The 15628-nt window shown below is 36.6% G+C and carries 16 protein-coding genes; 4 read left to right on the top strand and 12 right to left on the bottom strand.

The genetic code is table 11. The annotated features are described in order from the left end of the window. The first annotated feature begins 8 nt into the window (after positions 1 to 8). Positions 9 to 275 carry an excalibur calcium-binding domain-containing protein gene (locus tag ACEPXD_RS11375; RefSeq protein ID WP_391116076.1) on the top strand — a complete coding sequence of 89 codons (267 nt, stop codon included), beginning with the start codon at positions 9 to 11 and terminating at the stop codon, positions 273 to 275. Between the two features lie 93 nt (positions 276 to 368). Here ACEPXD_RS11375 and ACEPXD_RS11380 read toward each other — a convergent pair whose 3' ends face one another. Genes ACEPXD_RS11380 through ACEPXD_RS11390 form a run of 3 tightly spaced genes read right to left on the bottom strand, consistent with a single transcriptional unit; the run spans position 369 to position 2388 of the window. Beyond that, a complete protein-coding gene (locus ACEPXD_RS11380; RefSeq protein ID WP_391116077.1) occupies positions 369 to 779 on the bottom strand; it encodes a Fur family transcriptional regulator in 411 nt (136 codons plus the stop codon). Continuing rightward, positions 776 to 1624 (bottom strand): metal ABC transporter permease, encoded by an 849-nt coding sequence (locus tag ACEPXD_RS11385; protein ID WP_391116078.1) that lies wholly within the window; start codon positions 1622 to 1624, stop codon positions 776 to 778. Before ACEPXD_RS11385 ends, ACEPXD_RS11380 begins: the two co-directional genes overlap by 4 nt. Then, positions 1621 to 2388: a metal ABC transporter ATP-binding protein gene (locus tag ACEPXD_RS11390; protein WP_391116079.1), complete on the bottom strand. Its 768-nt coding sequence runs from the start codon at positions 2386 to 2388 to the stop codon at positions 1621 to 1623. Before ACEPXD_RS11390 ends, ACEPXD_RS11385 begins: the two co-directional genes overlap by 4 nt. A gap of 103 nt (positions 2389 to 2491) precedes the next feature. On the opposite strand from ACEPXD_RS11390, the gene ACEPXD_RS11395 reads away from it, so the two are divergent. After that, positions 2492 to 2758, top strand: coding sequence for a hypothetical protein (locus ACEPXD_RS11395; RefSeq protein WP_391116080.1), 267 nt, complete (start codon positions 2492 to 2494; stop codon positions 2756 to 2758). Between the two features lie 14 nt (positions 2759 to 2772). Here ACEPXD_RS11395 and ACEPXD_RS11400 read toward each other — a convergent pair whose 3' ends face one another. After that, a complete protein-coding gene (locus ACEPXD_RS11400) occupies positions 2773 to 3660 on the bottom strand; it encodes a deoxyribonuclease IV (RefSeq protein ID WP_391116081.1) in 888 nt (295 codons plus the stop codon). A gap of 13 nt (positions 3661 to 3673) precedes the next feature. Then, positions 3674 to 4972, bottom strand: coding sequence for a DEAD/DEAH box helicase (locus ACEPXD_RS11405; RefSeq protein ID WP_391116082.1), 1299 nt, complete (start codon positions 4970 to 4972; stop codon positions 3674 to 3676). 102 nt (positions 4973 to 5074) lie between these two features. Between ACEPXD_RS11405 and vrrA the strand changes: the two genes are divergently transcribed. Together vrrA and ACEPXD_RS11415 are read left to right on the top strand one after the other, a co-directional pair. After that, positions 5075 to 5740, top strand: a complete 666-nt coding sequence (gene vrrA / locus ACEPXD_RS11410; RefSeq protein ID WP_391116084.1) for a VrrA/YqfQ family protein — start codon at positions 5075 to 5077, stop codon at positions 5738 to 5740. A gap of 66 nt (positions 5741 to 5806) precedes the next feature. Beyond that, positions 5807 to 6787, top strand: a complete 981-nt coding sequence (locus ACEPXD_RS11415) for a 4-hydroxy-3-methylbut-2-enyl diphosphate reductase (RefSeq protein ID WP_391116085.1) — start codon at positions 5807 to 5809, stop codon at positions 6785 to 6787. 574 nt (positions 6788 to 7361) lie between these two features. Here the strand turns inward: ACEPXD_RS11415 and ACEPXD_RS11420 are convergent. From ACEPXD_RS11420 to dnaG, 7 genes are all read right to left on the bottom strand, one after another. Next, positions 7362 to 8480, bottom strand: coding sequence for a Nif3-like dinuclear metal center hexameric protein (locus ACEPXD_RS11420; protein WP_391116086.1), 1119 nt, complete (start codon positions 8478 to 8480; stop codon positions 7362 to 7364). A 3-nt stretch (positions 8481 to 8483) separates the two neighbouring features. After that, positions 8484 to 9176: a tRNA (adenine(22)-N(1))-methyltransferase gene (locus tag ACEPXD_RS11425; protein ID WP_391116087.1), complete on the bottom strand. Its 693-nt coding sequence runs from the start codon at positions 9174 to 9176 to the stop codon at positions 8484 to 8486. Between the two features lie 81 nt (positions 9177 to 9257). Continuing rightward, complete coding sequence (gene cccA / locus ACEPXD_RS11430; protein WP_391116088.1) at positions 9258 to 9635, bottom strand: cytochrome c550; 378 nt, start codon at positions 9633 to 9635, stop codon at positions 9258 to 9260. Between the two features lie 134 nt (positions 9636 to 9769). Further along, a complete protein-coding gene (locus ACEPXD_RS11435) occupies positions 9770 to 10909 on the bottom strand; it encodes an acyl-CoA dehydrogenase family protein (RefSeq protein ID WP_391116089.1) in 1140 nt (379 codons plus the stop codon). Positions 10910 to 11837: 928 nt separating this feature from the next. Continuing rightward, complete coding sequence (locus ACEPXD_RS11440; protein WP_391116090.1) at positions 11838 to 12401, bottom strand: hypothetical protein; 564 nt, start codon at positions 12399 to 12401, stop codon at positions 11838 to 11840. A 93-nt stretch (positions 12402 to 12494) separates the two neighbouring features. Then, positions 12495 to 13619, bottom strand: a complete 1125-nt coding sequence (gene rpoD / locus ACEPXD_RS11445) for an RNA polymerase sigma factor RpoD (protein WP_151700378.1) — start codon at positions 13617 to 13619, stop codon at positions 12495 to 12497. A 25-nt stretch (positions 13620 to 13644) separates the two neighbouring features. After that, entirely contained in the window at positions 13645 to 15477 is a 1833-nt protein-coding gene (gene dnaG, locus ACEPXD_RS11450; protein WP_391116091.1) for a DNA primase, read from the bottom strand. Positions 15478 to 15628: the final 151 nt, after the last annotated feature.

A 15628-nucleotide genomic window follows, 5' to 3' on the forward strand; every position in this document is an offset into this window, starting at 1 on the left:
GAAATAAAATGAAAAAAATTTTAACAATCATATTCACAACTACGCTAGTCTTGGGTATCTCTACCTTCTCCCCTACTTCTACTGATGCAGCTACTGCCAAGGTATTTAAAAACTGCACAGAGTTAAATAAAGAATATCCAGGCGGAGTGGCTAAAGACACAAAAGTTACTAACAAAGGCGGAAAAACAAAATATAAACCAACTGTATCGGCGGAACTATACAAAGCCAACGCGAGTAAAGATCGAGATAAAGATGGAATAGCTTGTGAGAGGTAACATTGTTCCGTAGATGATAAGAAACCGCAAAAATAACTTGATTTGAACAAAATGTGAAAAGAAACACCGCCAAGAAGAATTTGGCGGTGTTTTTTAATGACACTCCGGGCATTTACCGTATATTTCAAATTTATGATTATCAATTTGATACGCTGGAATAGCATTTTGCAATACTTCCATAGGACAAAAATTAATTTCTTTAATATTACCACATGACATACAAATAAAATGATGATGATGGTGATCCATTTCGCATTGCATACGGAAATGTTTTTCACCAGATAACTCCGTTTCTTCCAAAATACCAAGATCAACAAAAGTGCTCAAATTACGATAGATGGTATCATAACTCATCCCCGGATGTTCAACCATCATAATATCTAAAATATCTCTAGCAGTTATATATTTTTCTGTTTTTGAAAAAATATCTAAGATTTGCTCTCGTTTATCCGTTTTCTTAAAGCCTTCTTTTTTTAGGATATCCCAAGCTTTTTCAATATTCATTGTGAAACGGCTCCTTTCATAGACACTTTTTTTAATGTAAGTGTAAGAAGTAAGATTATTATAGACGTTACCACAATTGTTCCACCTGGGGCTAAATTCATATAAAATGCACTTACTAACCCGATAATCACTGCAAGCTCCCCAAATAGTACTGAAAAAATAATCGCCTGTTTAAACCCTTTCGCAATTCGCATCGCTGCAGCAACAGGTAATGTCATGAGCGAAGAAACAAGTAATATACCGACAATTCTCATAGACCCAGCGATAACTAATGCGGTAACAATCATAAATAATATATGAATCCACTTTGCAGGTAGACCTGAAGCCTTTGCATATTCCTCGTCAAAAGATAAGACAAACAACTCTTTGTAAAATAATGTTAAAAAAGCAATGACAATTAGTGCAATACAAATAACAATCCATAAATCCTGGCGACTTACAGCTGATACAGAACCAAATAGATAGCTAAATAAATCGGAACTAAAACCCTCTGCTAATGATATGAAAATAGCACTAAAACCCAATCCCGCAGACATAATTATCGGAATTGCTAGCTCTTCATAGTGCTTGTACATTCTACGGAGTCGTTCAATAAAAAGAGAACCGGTAACCGAAGCTACTATTCCTAAATATAATGGATTTAGAAATGCTAATACTCCAACAGATTGGCTCAAGTATAGGCTACCAGCAATCCCAGCTAACGTTACATGACTTAATGCATCCGCAATTAAAGAAAGTCGACGAACGACGATAAACACGCCAAGTAATGGAGCAATAATACCAATAATTAATCCTGAAATAAAGGCATTTTGTAAAAATTGATATTGAATTAATGATTCAATCATGATTGTTCCTCTTTTCGATGTGTCACTTTCCGAACGGAGTGTCCATACCACGCTTCTAATTGTTTATCACTCATCGAATCCATCTCATTTTGAAAACCATGAAAATGAATGGATTGATTGAGACAAGCGACATGACTAATGGTTTTCGATACAGCATCCACATCATGTGTTACCAAGACAATTGTAATTTGATGTTCCCGATTTAGATGAGATAACATATGATAAAATGAGCGAACATTTTTACTGTCTACACCTACTGTAGGTTCATCCAATATTAAAACTTTCGGATTGCTCACTAATGCTCTAGCGATAAAAACACGTTGTTGCTGGCCACCAGATAACTCGCCAATATTTTTTTTTGAAAACTTTTCCATACCTACAGAAGTTAACGCTTCACTCACTTTCGTGTTCACATTTTTAGGATACGAATGAAATAAGCCTACTTTCTTTACTAAACCACTTTTCACTACTTCTTCTACTGTGGCAGGAAAACCAGTATTAAATGCATTGGACTTTTGAGAGACATAGCCTATTAGCTCTTTCTCCTTAAACAAAGGAACAGGTTTACTAAACAGTAACACCTTACCCTTAGTAGGCTTTAATAAGCCAAGTATTATTTTTAAAAGAGTAGACTTACCAGAACCATTAGGGCCAATAATCGCTAAAAAATCCCCTTCTTCTATCTTTAAAGAAATATCTTTTAATGCCTCTGTTTGTTCATATTGATAATAAACATGTTGTAATTGAATCAAAGGTTTACCCATTTATATTCCTCTATTCTAATCAATAATCATTACGATTTACAAAGTTAAAGTATAGAGGAAAATAGTGAAAGTGTAAATAAATATATCTTGAGAGGATGATAGGTTGGATATTTCGAGGTTTATTCATGAATTACAAACAAGTTCTATAAAAGATTTCAAAAAATTAGTTAAGGAATTAGATATAAAATTATCCGATAAAGAAATAAAAGAGGTATATCCACTTCTCCAAGAAATCTCTTTAACCTGGCTATTATTAGGTGTTCCAATGAACATTCAACAAAAACTGATTAGCATTTTAGGAGAACAAAGAGCAGTTAATTTATTTCAACAATTCAAAGAAAAAGTACCCTCCATTTTACGAGAAAAATGAGGGTACAATAATTATTAAACTCTTAAAGAATCGATTGCTTCGGGATTGAATGTTTTGGAACGAAGCATTTCAATCTCCGCTTTATATGGCGCTTGCTTATCTTTAGCATCCACTCCAACAAATGGCGTTTCTAAGATTTTCGGAATATGCATTAATTGAGGATGGTGCACGATATATTGTAGTGCATCAAACCCAATTTCACCAAAACCAATATTTTCATGTCGGTCTTTTGCTGCCCCACGAACATTTTTACTATCATTTATATGAAGTACTTTTAATCGATCGAGACCGATCACCTTATCAAATTCATTTAGGACACCATCGAAATCATTTACGATATCATAGCCCGCATCATGAATATGACAAGTATCTAAACAAATGGAGAGCCGATGATTATTTTGGACCCCATTAATAATTTGAGCTAACTCTTCGAAAGTTCTTCCGCACTCGGAACCTTTTCCAGCCATTGTCTCAAGTGCAATTTGTACTGGTAAGTCCTGCTCCAATACTTCATTAAGCCCTTCCACAATTCTAGCAATTCCAGCATCTGCACCAGCACCAACATGAGCGCCTGGATGCAGAACGATTTGTGTTGCTCCAATTGCTGCAGTTCGTTCCACTTCTTTTTGTAGAAACTCTACACCTAAAGCAAAAGTCTCTGGTTTTGTTGTATTTCCTAAATTGATAATATACGGGGCATGTACTACTATATGAGACATGCCATTTTCTTTCATATGCTGTAAGCCTGCTTCAATATTCAACTCATCAATTGGTTTTCGACGTGTATTTTGAGGAGCACCAGTATAAATCATGAATGTATTGGCACCATATGAAGCTGCTTCTTTGCTGGAAGCAAGAAGCATTTCTTTTCCGCTCATGGAAACATGTGATCCTAAAAGCATTGAAAAAGCCCCCTTATTTTTGACGATTTTTTATACGACGTTCTTTCTTTTTAACTTTTTCCATTTCCCATTTCATATTGCGTTTATAACCTGGTTTTACTTTTTTCGGTTTGCGAACCATTGCTTTTGCTTTAGCATCTATTTCATTTTCGTTTTTCGTACGATTTTTACGAGCATGTCTCTCTTTTAACTCTGACCATTCACCATTATTTACATCACGATGGTTAAATTCAATTCCCATTTTCTCTAGATGAATTAAAGCATCTTCATCAGAAGGTTCGAATAATGTAATAGCAGATCCCGTTAATCCTGCACGAGCTGTTCTTCCGACTCTATGAACGAAAAACTCTAGATCATCTGGAATTTCATAATTTATAACATGACTTACCCCGGGAATATCAATTCCACGTGCCGCCAGATCTGTTGCAACAATATATTGAAATTCTAATTCATGAATTTGTTTCATCACACGTTTACGGTCACGAGGCGAGATGTCCCCATGGACAACACCTACTTTTAAACCGTTACCTTGTAAGTAATTGGACACTTCGTCCGCATGCTGTTTAGTATTCGTAAAAATGATTGCCAAATATGGGTTAATTCCTTCGATTACTTCTAACAAACGCTTTTTACGTGATTTACTTCTAACAGGAACTACAGTAAATTCGATTCCATCCGCTACTGGACGCTTTTCGCCAATTTTAATATGGACTGGTGAATCCATATATTTCTTTAAAAATGGTTGAAGCTTTACCGGAATAGTTGCTGAAAATACATACATTTCTAATTGCTCTGGCATGCGCGATGCAAATTGGTCGATTTCATTAATAAATCCTAAGTCAAATGCTAAATCTGCTTCATCCACCACTAGAATATTTGCGGTATGCACAAGCAATGCCTGTTCAACCGTTAAGTCACGAAGTCGTCCTGGTGTACCGACGACAATTTGAGGTTGTGTTTTCAACTTGTCGATGGTGCGGGCTTTATCCGTACCACCAATAAACAACTTCGTTTGAATTTCTGTGCCTTCTACTAACTTGTTCAACTCTTTATAAATTTGAGTTGCAAGCTCTCTTGTTGGAGATGTAATAATTGCTTGTACTTCTTGTTTACTAGCATCTATTTTTTCAACAATTGGGATCAAAAAACTATGTGTTTTTCCTGTTCCAGTATGCGCTTGACCAATCGCACTTCTTCCCTTTAAAACAAGCGGAATTATTTCTTTTTGAATCGGCGTTGGTTCTTGAAAACCTAATTTATCAATTGCATTTTGTAAAAAAGGCTGAAAATTATAATCTGTATATTTGGACATTTGAGTCCCTCCCTCACATTTCTTTATTGTACCACGATTGTACACAAAACGTATAATTTGCATAGAATAGAAGGACTCACTTTGATGAAAGGAGATGATATAATGCGCTATGAGTCTTTTTATCCGTTTTCACAATCTAGGGCAAATGATTTCTTTAATTTTAATAGTTCGCCTCCTGTAAATACTCACCAGCCTTCACAGAGTATGTTCGGAATACCAAATAATACACATGGTTCACAACCAACCAACTTCTTAGGACGTCTTTTTGGAGGTTTTCAACAAGGAGGTCCAGGAGGGCAGGCCGGTGGGACTGGTGGATTCGGTGGTCAAGAAGGGCATGGAGGAGCTGGGGGGTTCGGTGGTCATGCAGGGAATGCTGGAGCTGGGGGGTTCGGTGGTCATGTAGGAAATGCAGCGACTGGAATTTTCGGTGGTCCAGGAACTCAGTCTGGTCTTCAACAAGCGGCTGGTGCTGCTACAGGTAAAGCGTCGTCGTATTTACAAACTGCTGATAAGTTTTTAAATACTGCACAACAAATCACACCAATGGTAAGGCAATATGCACCAATGCTCCAAAACATGCCCGCCCTTTGGAAGCTCTATAAGGGCTTTCAAGCCGTACCAAGTGCAACGGCTGCTGCCGCTGTGGCTACCACTGCAACCGCTGCTACAACTGCCGCTGCAAGTGTCCCAGCTGTTGCCCGAACAACTTCATCCGTCGTTTCAACCGGGGCTTCCTTACCACGAATATTTCAGCCACCATTTTAAAGCTTTGAATTCATTCAGTAGCTCCGTTATAATATGAGTATGCTCGTATTGAAGGGAGTTCTCACAATGATTGTACAAAAAATTTCGCCAAGAGGATATTGTTATGGGGTTGTGGATGCAATGGTCATTGCACGTAACGCAGCTTTAGATACATCTCTTCCCCGGCCAATATATATTTTAGGAATGATTGTCCACAACAAACATGTAACGGATGCATTTGAAAAAGACGGTATTATTACACTTGATGGTGAAAATCGTTTAGATATTCTTTCTAAAGTCGATCAAGGAACAGTAATTTTCACTGCACATGGTGTGTCTCCCGAAGTGAAGGAACTTGCACGTAAAAGAGGGTTAGTTTCGATAGATGCAACATGCCCGGACGTGACTGTGACACATGACTTAATTAAAGAAAAAACTGCTGAAGGGTATGACATTATTTACATTGGGAAAAAAGGTCATCCTGAGCCAGAAGGTGCGATTGGCGTTGCACCAGATAAAGTGCATCTTGTGCAAACAATAGCGGATATTGATAATTTAACGATTGAAACGGATAAACTTCTTGTTACAAATCAAACTACGATGTCACAATGGGATGTCGTGGATATGATGAAAAAATTGGAAGAAAAATTCCCACATATAGAAGTTCACAAAGAAATTTGCCTTGCAACACAAGTAAGACAAGAAGCGGTTGCAGAACAAGCCGGCGAAGCCGATCTATTGATAGTTGTAGGAGATCCGATGAGTAATAACTCGAATAGATTGACGCAAGTTTCGGAGGAAATTGCAGGTACCTCTTCTTATCGTATCGGAGACATTTCAGAACTTAAGCTTGAGTGGTTAGAAAGTATTAATCATATAGCAGTTACAGCAGGAGCATCTACACCTACTCCTATTGTAAAAGAAGTTATCCAATTTTTAGAAAAATACGATCCAAATGACCCTACTACTCATGATACAACGAAAAAAGTAATACCAGAAAAAATATTACCAAAAATTAAAATACCAAAACCAGTAGATAGAATTGAACCGTATCCAATTAATATCTAAGTAAGAAAAACGCAAGTGTCCTTTAAGTGCATCTGGTCTTTACTATTTCCAGATTGCTTTGGATGAAACATTGGCTACACTATTACTAGAGGAATTTTTGTGGATGGAGAAGTGACTGCGTCACTTCTCCATCCACTTTTTCGGTAATTTTGTGACGGATGTATGTCAGTCGCCTTCTAGAAACATGTAAAGACATGATGCATTTGGTTTGGATATTGAGAGATAAGATGCTTTCTTACTCTTTTGAAGGCGGACGAATATACAATTTCGTCCGCTCAGCACTTCTTTATAAATAGATGCTATATATTTTTTTCAGGTTCCACCAACTCTATTCATCTGCCCACTTATTCATCTCTACTTGTTAGGACTACTCACTTAATGGATTGTAGTGAAAGGTGGCGACTCCGGCGGGATTAGTGAGACAGATGAGAAATCACAACGACGCCAATGCGGCGGTGATGACTCATCGCTCTCCCCGCGGAAAGCGTCCACCTGAAACGGAAATCAGCGATATTATTTAATTCTTTAAGTAATATGAAGACTGCTTTTGCAGGAGGAAAATCCATATACTTTTTTACATGAATTGAAATGGTTCTGTGGAAAGTTTAGACGGGACAAATGTACAAGCAAGTTTCTTTTCAATACAAGCCGCATTCATATAATTCGCAACGCCATCCTTCATAATCTGCTCTATATGATGACCAGGATCAATCACTGCCAAATCCATTGCTTCAGCATCTTGTGCCACATGAAAGTACATGTCCCCTGTAATAAACACATCAGCCCCTGCTCTTTTTGCTGTGTGAATGTATTTATTTCCATCCCCACCAAGTACTGCAACCTTTTGAACAAGTTTATCCAACTCTCCAACTACACGCACAAAAGGGACGTGCAACTGCTTTTTCACAGTTTGTGCATATTCGGATAATCTTACCGGAGTTGGAAGCGTCCCTATCCTTCCAAGCCCTTTTTCGTTTATTTCTGTTTCTAGTAGAAATAAATCATATGCAGGCTCTTCATAAGGATGTATCGTAAGCAATGCTTTTAGAATACGATTTTTAATAGAAGCAGGGAATACTACTTCCACTTTATCTTCTGCTACAATGGCAACTTCATTTGCTTTACCGATATAAGGATCAGCAATATCAGAGGGTTTAAACCGTCCCTCACCTTGTGAAGTGAAGCTGCAATTTGCATAATAACCAATTTGACCTGCTCCCACATTTCCTAAAGCAATTCTAACTTGTTCCGTCGATTCTTTAGGAGTGAATACTGCTAATTTCATTAACTTCTCAGCAGTTGTTTGCTCTAATATTTCCACATTCTCAAGTTGCAATGCGTTTGCTAGTAAATCGTTTACTCCACCAGTCGCAATGTCGAGATTTGTATGCGCTGCATATACCGCAATATCATGCTTGATTAATTGCTCGATTAAGCTTCCTTGTGGTAAATCCGTTCGCATATGTTTCATTCCTCGATATATTGGAGGATGATGCGCAATGATTAACTCGCATTGTTGCTCTATTGCTTCTTTTACTACTTTTGGACTCACATCGAGTGTAACAAGTACTTTAGAAACCGGCTTGTTTAGCGTACCTATTTGAAGTCCGATGGAATCTCCTTCTAAAGCAAGCGATTTAGGTGCCCATTGTTCAAATAGGGAGATGATCTGTTGACCATTTGTATGCTTCATTTTTTACAATGACTCCTTCACTAGAGCAATTTTTCTTTCGAGCTCTTCTTTCTTATGTTGTACCTCCGTTGATGGCGCTATTTTATTTAACTGGTTGACGATCCGTTGCCATTCGTTTAATTCATTCGTCCATTTCTTTTTATAAACAGTTGATTTTTCTTTCATTAAAATTGGGCCAACTAATAATTCTTGCTCTGTTAGCTGCATTTTACCTTTTTTAAGTACGACAATTTCGTAAATTTTATCATGCTCTTCTAATATGGTTTCGTTCACAATTTTCCAATTTCTTTTTATTGCCCATTCTCGAATTGCTTTCGCATGAACATTTGGCTGTAATATTAAATTTTCAGCAGTTGTAAGTTTGTCTTTTCCAGCTTCTAATATGGAAGCTATAAGCGGACCACCCATTCCAGCAATCGTAATCGTTTGCACATTGTCTGCTTCTTGTATAACTTCTAAGCCATTTCCAAAACGTACATCTATTTGTTTTTCTAACCCTTCACTTTTCACATGTTTTTGTGCGGATTCAAAAGGACCTTTTACCACTTCCCCCGCAATGGAAGTAGTTATTTTCCCAGTGTGAACTAAATAGCAGGGTAAATAGGCATGGTCACTACCAATATCCGCAAGAATTGTATTTTCTTCAACAAAAAAAGCTACCCTTTTTAAACGTTCCGACAAATTTTTTGCATTCAATTTAAACACCTCATCATCCATTATAGCAAAAATAAAAAAAGACCTCGATTCTTTTTAAGAATCGAGGTCTTTTTACAATTATTATTTTTCACCTAAAGATTTAACCCAAGCTGCCATAGCGTCGATGTTTTCAGCAGGTACTAGACCAGCTGGCATCATACCGCCTTTACCATTCTTTAAAACATCTTTAATTTCGTCTTCAGATAATTTAGTCGCTACTAGAGAAGGTGCAGCACCTTGTCCTTCAAAGTTACCACCGTGACATGCTATACATTTCCCTTGTGCAAATGTAGCAGGATCAAATTCCTCAGTAGATGCAACTTCTCCACCATTTTCAGCCGCTTCTTTATCGGCTGCTATTTCTCCTTTGTTATTCACGCCTTCAATAGATAAGAAGAAAATTAGACCGATACCAAACGCCATAATTAAGATAAATGGAATTATTGGATTCTTTTTCATAGATAACCCTCCCTTTTGATACATTCATTCTAACATAGAATTAGTCAACACTAATATTGTACTGCATTCTCGTGAAAACGAAAAGTCCTAAAGAGGGGTTTTCCTGTATTGTGACAATTTAGACATAAATTCGATTAACATCCAATATGTCTTGCAATAACCATACGCTGTACTTCAGACGTTCCTTCTCCTATTTCTAAAAGTTTAGCGTCTCTCATAAAACGTTCTACTTCGTATTCTTTCATATAACCGTAACCGCCATGAATTTGAACTGCTTGGTCTGCAACTTCCATGGCAATTTCCGACGCATATAATTTACACATAGAAGCCTCTTTGCCAAATGCGCGTCCTTGGTCCTTCAGCCATGCAGCTTTATGCACCATGTTTCGAGCTAATTCTATTTTCATTGCCATATCAGCTAGTTTAAATTGCGTTACTTGAAACTCAGATAAAGTTTTACCAAACTGTTTTCTTTCTTTTGAATAACGTAGTGCTCGGTCAAAAGCAGCTTGAGCAATACCAACTGCCATAGCGCCAATACCAATTCTACCTCCATCAAGAGTTACTAAGAATTGTCTAAAACCATTTCCTCTTTTACCAAGTAGGTTTTCTTGTGGAACGCGAACGTTTTCAAGTACTAATTCAGTAGTATTAGATGCATTTAATCCCATTTTTTCGTAATTATCTATTACTGTAAAACCTTCTGCATCAGTAGGTACAATAATCGCAGAGATCTCTTTCTGCCCATCTTTCACATCTGTGATTGCGGTTAACGCTAAATGTTTTGCATAGCTGGCATTTGTTATAAATGCTTTATTTCCATTAATTATGAAGTCTTCGCCATCTTCTTTTGCAGTTGTTTGAGTTCCTCCTGCATCGGACCCTGCGTTAGGTTCAGTTAATCCAAATGCACCGAATGATTCCCCCGTACATACTGGAACTAAATATTTTTGTTTTTGCTCTTCTGTTCCAAATAAATTAAGTGGAGCTCCACCAAGTGAAATATGTGCAGAATATGTAATACCAGTCGATGCACATGCACGACTTAATTCTTCTGTCACAATTGCAAAACTGACAGTGTCAGACCCAGCTCCGCCATACTCTTCCGCAAACGGTAGGCCCATCATCCCCATGTCAGCTAACTGTTTGAAGATTTCTTGTGGAAACGCTTTTGTTTTGTCGCGCTCAATTGCACCTGGAGCTACAACCTCATCCGCAAATTCACGAATCATTTTACGAATCATTTGTTGTTCTTGTGTTAAATCAAAATTCATTTCTTCCATCCCCTTTGTTAAAAAAACGCTTACATTCTTATTATACTAAAAAGAAAGTAAATTCACAGTTATAAATATAACATATGGCATATGACATTACGAAAAACGCAAAATTCTTTTAAGTGCACCTGGTCTTCAACCATTTCCAGAGTGCTTTGGACGAAACATTAGCTACATTATTATCGTTAGTATTATGGATCGTGAAGTGACTGCGTCACTTCACGATCCATTTTTTCCGGTAATCTTGTGGCAGATGTTTGTCCGTCGCCATCTTGAAATATATAGAGAAATGGTGCATTAGGTTTGGTTACTGAGAGATAAGATTCTGTCCTATTCTTTTAAAAGCGGACGAAGATACAATACAATTTCGTCCGCTCAGGACTTCTTTATCAATAAATGAAATCTATTTCCGCAGATTCCGCCAGCTCTATACATTTATCAAATGAATTATATATATTTTAGACGTTAGGAATAAAAGGAAAACCAAATAGAAATCAAGACTTAGTGAGTTGAAAGGCTTCATGTATTAGCGGCTTGATGCTTGCCCGACTTGCAAGCGGCCGTCTGCAGCCGAAATCAACCTGTTCATTGCATAAAAAATTTATATACTTTCTTACTCCAGTTAATTTCATAAACAGCATTTAATTATTAAAACACGAACAATACTTTATTGATTGATAGGAGCGACAGGCGGCGACTCCAGCGGGATGAGTGAGACAGATGAGCCATTACAAACGACGCGAATGCGGCGGTGATGGCTCATCGCTCACCCCGCGGAAAGCGTCCGACGTTAGCGGAAATCATGCTGATTTATGAAAAATGCATTATACATATTCTTACATTTAACTTTAATATTGGTCGTGTTTTATGCTCTAAATTTGAATTATGAAATTGATTCTCTCCTTAAAACATTGGAAGAATAAAAGCTCTAAAAATAAAAATAAAACAAATAAAATAAGGTAAACATGATACCAATAATTCCAGAAATACTAAAATAAACTAACTTTTGGAATAAGCCAGACAAAAGCCAAATGATACAGTTTCCTAAGATTAAGCAAATTAATACAGATGGATAATTCGTAAAATAAGCTTCCCAAACTTTAAAAGAAACTGCTAACAATAAAAGAGCTGAACACACCATTAATAAAGGCGAGAAAACGGATTTATTTTTTAACAATTTAACAGCTATGTATAAAAACATGACAATTGTAATTCCTGAAACGATAATTGGGAGGAATACGACAGTAGTCATAAATAAGAGTGAAGCCAATAAAATGGATGTAATTACTCCAAGTATCGTATATAAAATGGTCTTGTTTTTTCTATCTTTCGCTAAAATCGCTTTTGATGAATTTTCTTTCTCTTCTATTCCTGTATCTTCACCTTGTGCGTATAAGGCCATTAGGAAGTCACAGTAGTGTTCGGGTAACAGCTTATTTTTCTTCCAAAAAGCTATTTCATTTAATACTATTTGCTTACGCTGAAGTGACATTACACATCCTCATTTCATGTTGCAATTGTCAATAGTATAACATTTTGTCGTAATAGAAAAAAGACATCCTTCCAACAAGGATGTCTTTTCTTTTTATTCTAAGAAGTCTTTTAAACGTTTGCTTCTAGAAGGATGGCGAAGTTTTCGAAGTGCCTTCGCTTCGATTTGACGAATACGTTCACGAGTTACACCGAACACTTTCCCCACTTCTTCTAAAGTTCTTGTACGTCCATCATCTAAACCAAAACGTAAACGTAATACATTTTCTTCCCGGTCCGTTAAGGTATCCAAAACGTCTTCTAATTGCTCTTTTAAAAGTTCATAAGCAGCATGGTCGGATGGAGATTGTGCATCTGCATCTTCGATAAAATCGCCTAAATGCGAATCATCCTCTTCACCAATTGGTGTTTCCAAAGAAACAGGCTCTTGTGCAATTTTTAAAATCTCACGAACTTTTTCCTGCGGCAAGTCCATCTCTTCTCCTATTTCCTCAGGAGATGGTTCTCGGCCTAAATCTTGAAGCAATTGACGTTGAACTCTTATTAACTTATTGATTGTTTCTACCATATGCACTGGAATACGGATTGTTCTCGCTTGATCCGCAATCGCGCGCGTTATAGCTTGTCTAATCCACCAAGTCGCATACGTACTGAATTTGAACCCTTTACGATGGTCAAACTTTTCAACAGCTTTAATAAGTCCCATATTTCCTTCTTGAATTAAATCTAAAAACAACATACCGCGCCCTACATACCGCTTCGCAATACTTACTACTAATCGAAGGTTTGCTTCCGCTAGACGTTTTCTAGCTTCTTCATCTCCTTTTTCAATTCGTTCAGCTAGTGCGATTTCTTCCGATGCTTTTAATAAGTCAACACGTCCAATTTCTTTTAAATACATACGAACTGGATCGTTTATTTTAACACCTGGTGGTACACTTAAATCATTTAAATCAAAAGTTTCTTCTTTTCCTTTCATTAAACGATCTAAATCCTCTTCATCCCCATCTTTTCGGCTCAGTTCAATTTCTTTACCTTCCAAATGATCAATGAACTCTTCTATCTGATCAGACTCTAACTCAAAATGAGCAAGTTTTTCGGCTATATCATGGTAAGTTAACTCACCATTTTTTTTCCCTAGTTCAATCAATTGTTTTTTTGCTTCTTCTAATGATACTTCGATTTCAGTTTCTTTTGTACGTTCGGACTTGTCCGCCATAAGAATTCCTCCTTTTGATACCGGATTATTTCTCAAAAGTTGCTAAAGATTTTTTTAACTGTATCGCCTCTTGAGCAAGCTGTAGAGCCTTTACCATATCAGTCATTTTCTCCGCTTCTTTTGCTTCGTGTAATTTTTGTTCAATTTGCTGTTCTACCCGGTATTTTCTAATATGGCGCAAACAGTCCATGACTTCCTCTGTTTCATGATCTGGATCACGTTCTGAGAGCGCTGCTTCCATAACTATTTTCTTCAGTTCTGTATCATTGATTACTTCTAAGAAGCGTTGGAAATCTCCTTCTGGATATTCTTCATAAAACCCCATTAGTCTTACATAAGAAGCTTCATAAGCATCTCTTATAAAAAATTGTTCACCAGAAATATTTCTAGCTATATCAATTATTTGAGGATTGTGAAGCATATGGGAAAGCAAAATCCTTTCTGCTCTTTCATCCGCTGTTAAAGTTCTTTTCTTTTTTTTCAATTCTGTATTTATTTGAAGAGGAGTTATAGATTGGTTTTTAGATTGCTTTGCTTTTTTTCCTTGAAGTTTCCTTAAATGCTGATAGATTGCTTCCTCTGAAACATTAGTTTCCTGCGAAATTTGTCGAATATATAAATCACGCTCTACGGAAGAGTTTCTTTCACTCAGTATTTCCAATATTTCTTGAATATACTGCAAAGTATCATTTTCATTATTAAAGTTCTTGTCTCTTTTTAAAACAATCATCATAAAAGATAAATAGGAATGCGGTTTTTCAATAATTTTCGTTCGAAATGCCTCTTCACCAAAATTCTTTATATAATCATCCGGATCCATAGCATCTGGAATAATAGCTATCTCCGTTTGAATATTTTGAGCTTGGAGAGACGTCGAGGCTCTTTTAGCCGCTTCCATACCAGCCTTATCCCCGTCATAACAAAGCGTAACATTGGATGTTAATCTGTTTAGTTTTGTTATATGTTGAGACGTTAAAGCTGTACCCATTGTTGCAACACCATTAATTATACCCGCTTTTGCTGCCGCTATAACATCCAAAAAGCCTTCAAAAACGACTACATTGCGTTGCTTTCTAATATCAGGTCGAGCTTTATCTAAGTTATAAAGTACTTGGCTTTTTTGAAAAATTGGCGACTCTGGGCTATTTAAATATTTTGCTTCATTTTCGGATTTATTTAGAACTCTCCCGGAAAATGCAATAACATGACCGCTTTCATCGAAAACAGGAAACATTATTCTGCCTCTAAAACGATCAAAATACTTTAATTCATTTTCTTTTCGGATAATGAGCCCAGTTTTCTCAATTTCTTTTAAATCCATACCTTTCCGCTCTAATAACGTTGTAAGTGCATCCCACTTTTGTAGGGACCAGCCAATTTTGTACTTTTCAATGATTTCTTTTGAAAACCCTCTTTCCTCTAAGTAATTTAATGCATTTTCCCCTTCTTCTGTATGAAGCAGTAAATGATGAAAATATTCACTTGCAAATTCATGTGCTTTTTTCATAATGACTACTTCTTTAGAGATGGGTGTTTTTACTTCTGAACTATTGGAGGAACTTTCTTCTATCGTTAATCCTATACGACTTCCAAGTTTACTTACCGCATCGTGGAATGAAAGATTTTCGATATCCATTAAAAAGGTAATAACATTCCCTCCAGCACCACAACCAAAACAATGGAAAATTTGTTTTTCTTGCGTTACTGAAAAAGACGGTGTTTGTTCCCCATGGAAAGGGCATAAACCAAAATAATTTCTCCCTCTTTTCGTAAGTTGAACATATTCGCTAACTAAATCGACGATATCATTGTTATTTCTAACTTGTTCGATAAGCTCTTCTTCTATACGATTCGTCATTATTTCACCATCTTTACTTGCTATTTGATTTAATTCGAGAGAATTAATAAAATTCCTGCAAGAATCGACAAAATAATTCATAAAAAAAGTTTCATAGATAAAATATTCTTTTTTCCACAAATAATAATTATAAATCATTTCATTTTATTAA

Origin of the sequence: Psychrobacillus sp. L3, assembly GCF_042945595.1 — a bacterium.
Lineage (GTDB): Bacteria > Bacillota > Bacilli > Bacillales_A > Planococcaceae > Psychrobacillus.

Coding starts and splice junctions, on each gene's coding strand:
- ACEPXD_RS11375 (WP_391116076.1), top strand. CDS start 9: ATGAAAAAAATTTTAACAATCATATTCACAACTACGCTAGTCTTGGGT.
- ACEPXD_RS11380 (WP_391116077.1), bottom strand. CDS start 779: ATGAATATTGAAAAAGCTTGGGATATCCTAAAAAAAGAAGGCTTTAAG.
- ACEPXD_RS11385 (WP_391116078.1), bottom strand. CDS start 1,624: ATGATTGAATCATTAATTCAATATCAATTTTTACAAAATGCCTTTATT.
- ACEPXD_RS11390 (WP_391116079.1), bottom strand. CDS start 2,388: ATGGGTAAACCTTTGATTCAATTACAACATGTTTATTATCAATATGAA.
- ACEPXD_RS11400 (WP_391116081.1), bottom strand. CDS start 3,660: ATGCTTTTAGGATCACATGTTTCCATGAGCGGAAAAGAAATGCTTCTT.
- ACEPXD_RS11405 (WP_391116082.1), bottom strand. CDS start 4,972: ATGTCCAAATATACAGATTATAATTTTCAGCCTTTTTTACAAAATGCA.
- vrrA (WP_391116084.1), top strand. CDS start 5,075: ATGCGCTATGAGTCTTTTTATCCGTTTTCACAATCTAGGGCAAATGAT.
- ACEPXD_RS11415 (WP_391116085.1), top strand. CDS start 5,807: ATGATTGTACAAAAAATTTCGCCAAGAGGATATTGTTATGGGGTTGTG.
- ACEPXD_RS11420 (WP_391116086.1), bottom strand. CDS start 8,480: ATGAAGCATACAAATGGTCAACAGATCATCTCCCTATTTGAACAATGG.
- cccA (WP_391116088.1), bottom strand. CDS start 9,635: ATGAAAAAGAATCCAATAATTCCATTTATCTTAATTATGGCGTTTGGT.
- ACEPXD_RS11435 (WP_391116089.1), bottom strand. CDS start 10,909: ATGAATTTTGATTTAACACAAGAACAACAAATGATTCGTAAAATGATT.
- ACEPXD_RS11440 (WP_391116090.1), bottom strand. CDS start 12,401: ATGTCACTTCAGCGTAAGCAAATAGTATTAAATGAAATAGCTTTTTGG.
- rpoD (WP_151700378.1), bottom strand. CDS start 13,619: ATGGCGGACAAGTCCGAACGTACAAAAGAAACTGAAATCGAAGTATCA.
- dnaG (WP_391116091.1), bottom strand. CDS start 15,477: ATGACGAATCGTATAGAAGAAGAGCTTATCGAACAAGTTAGAAATAAC.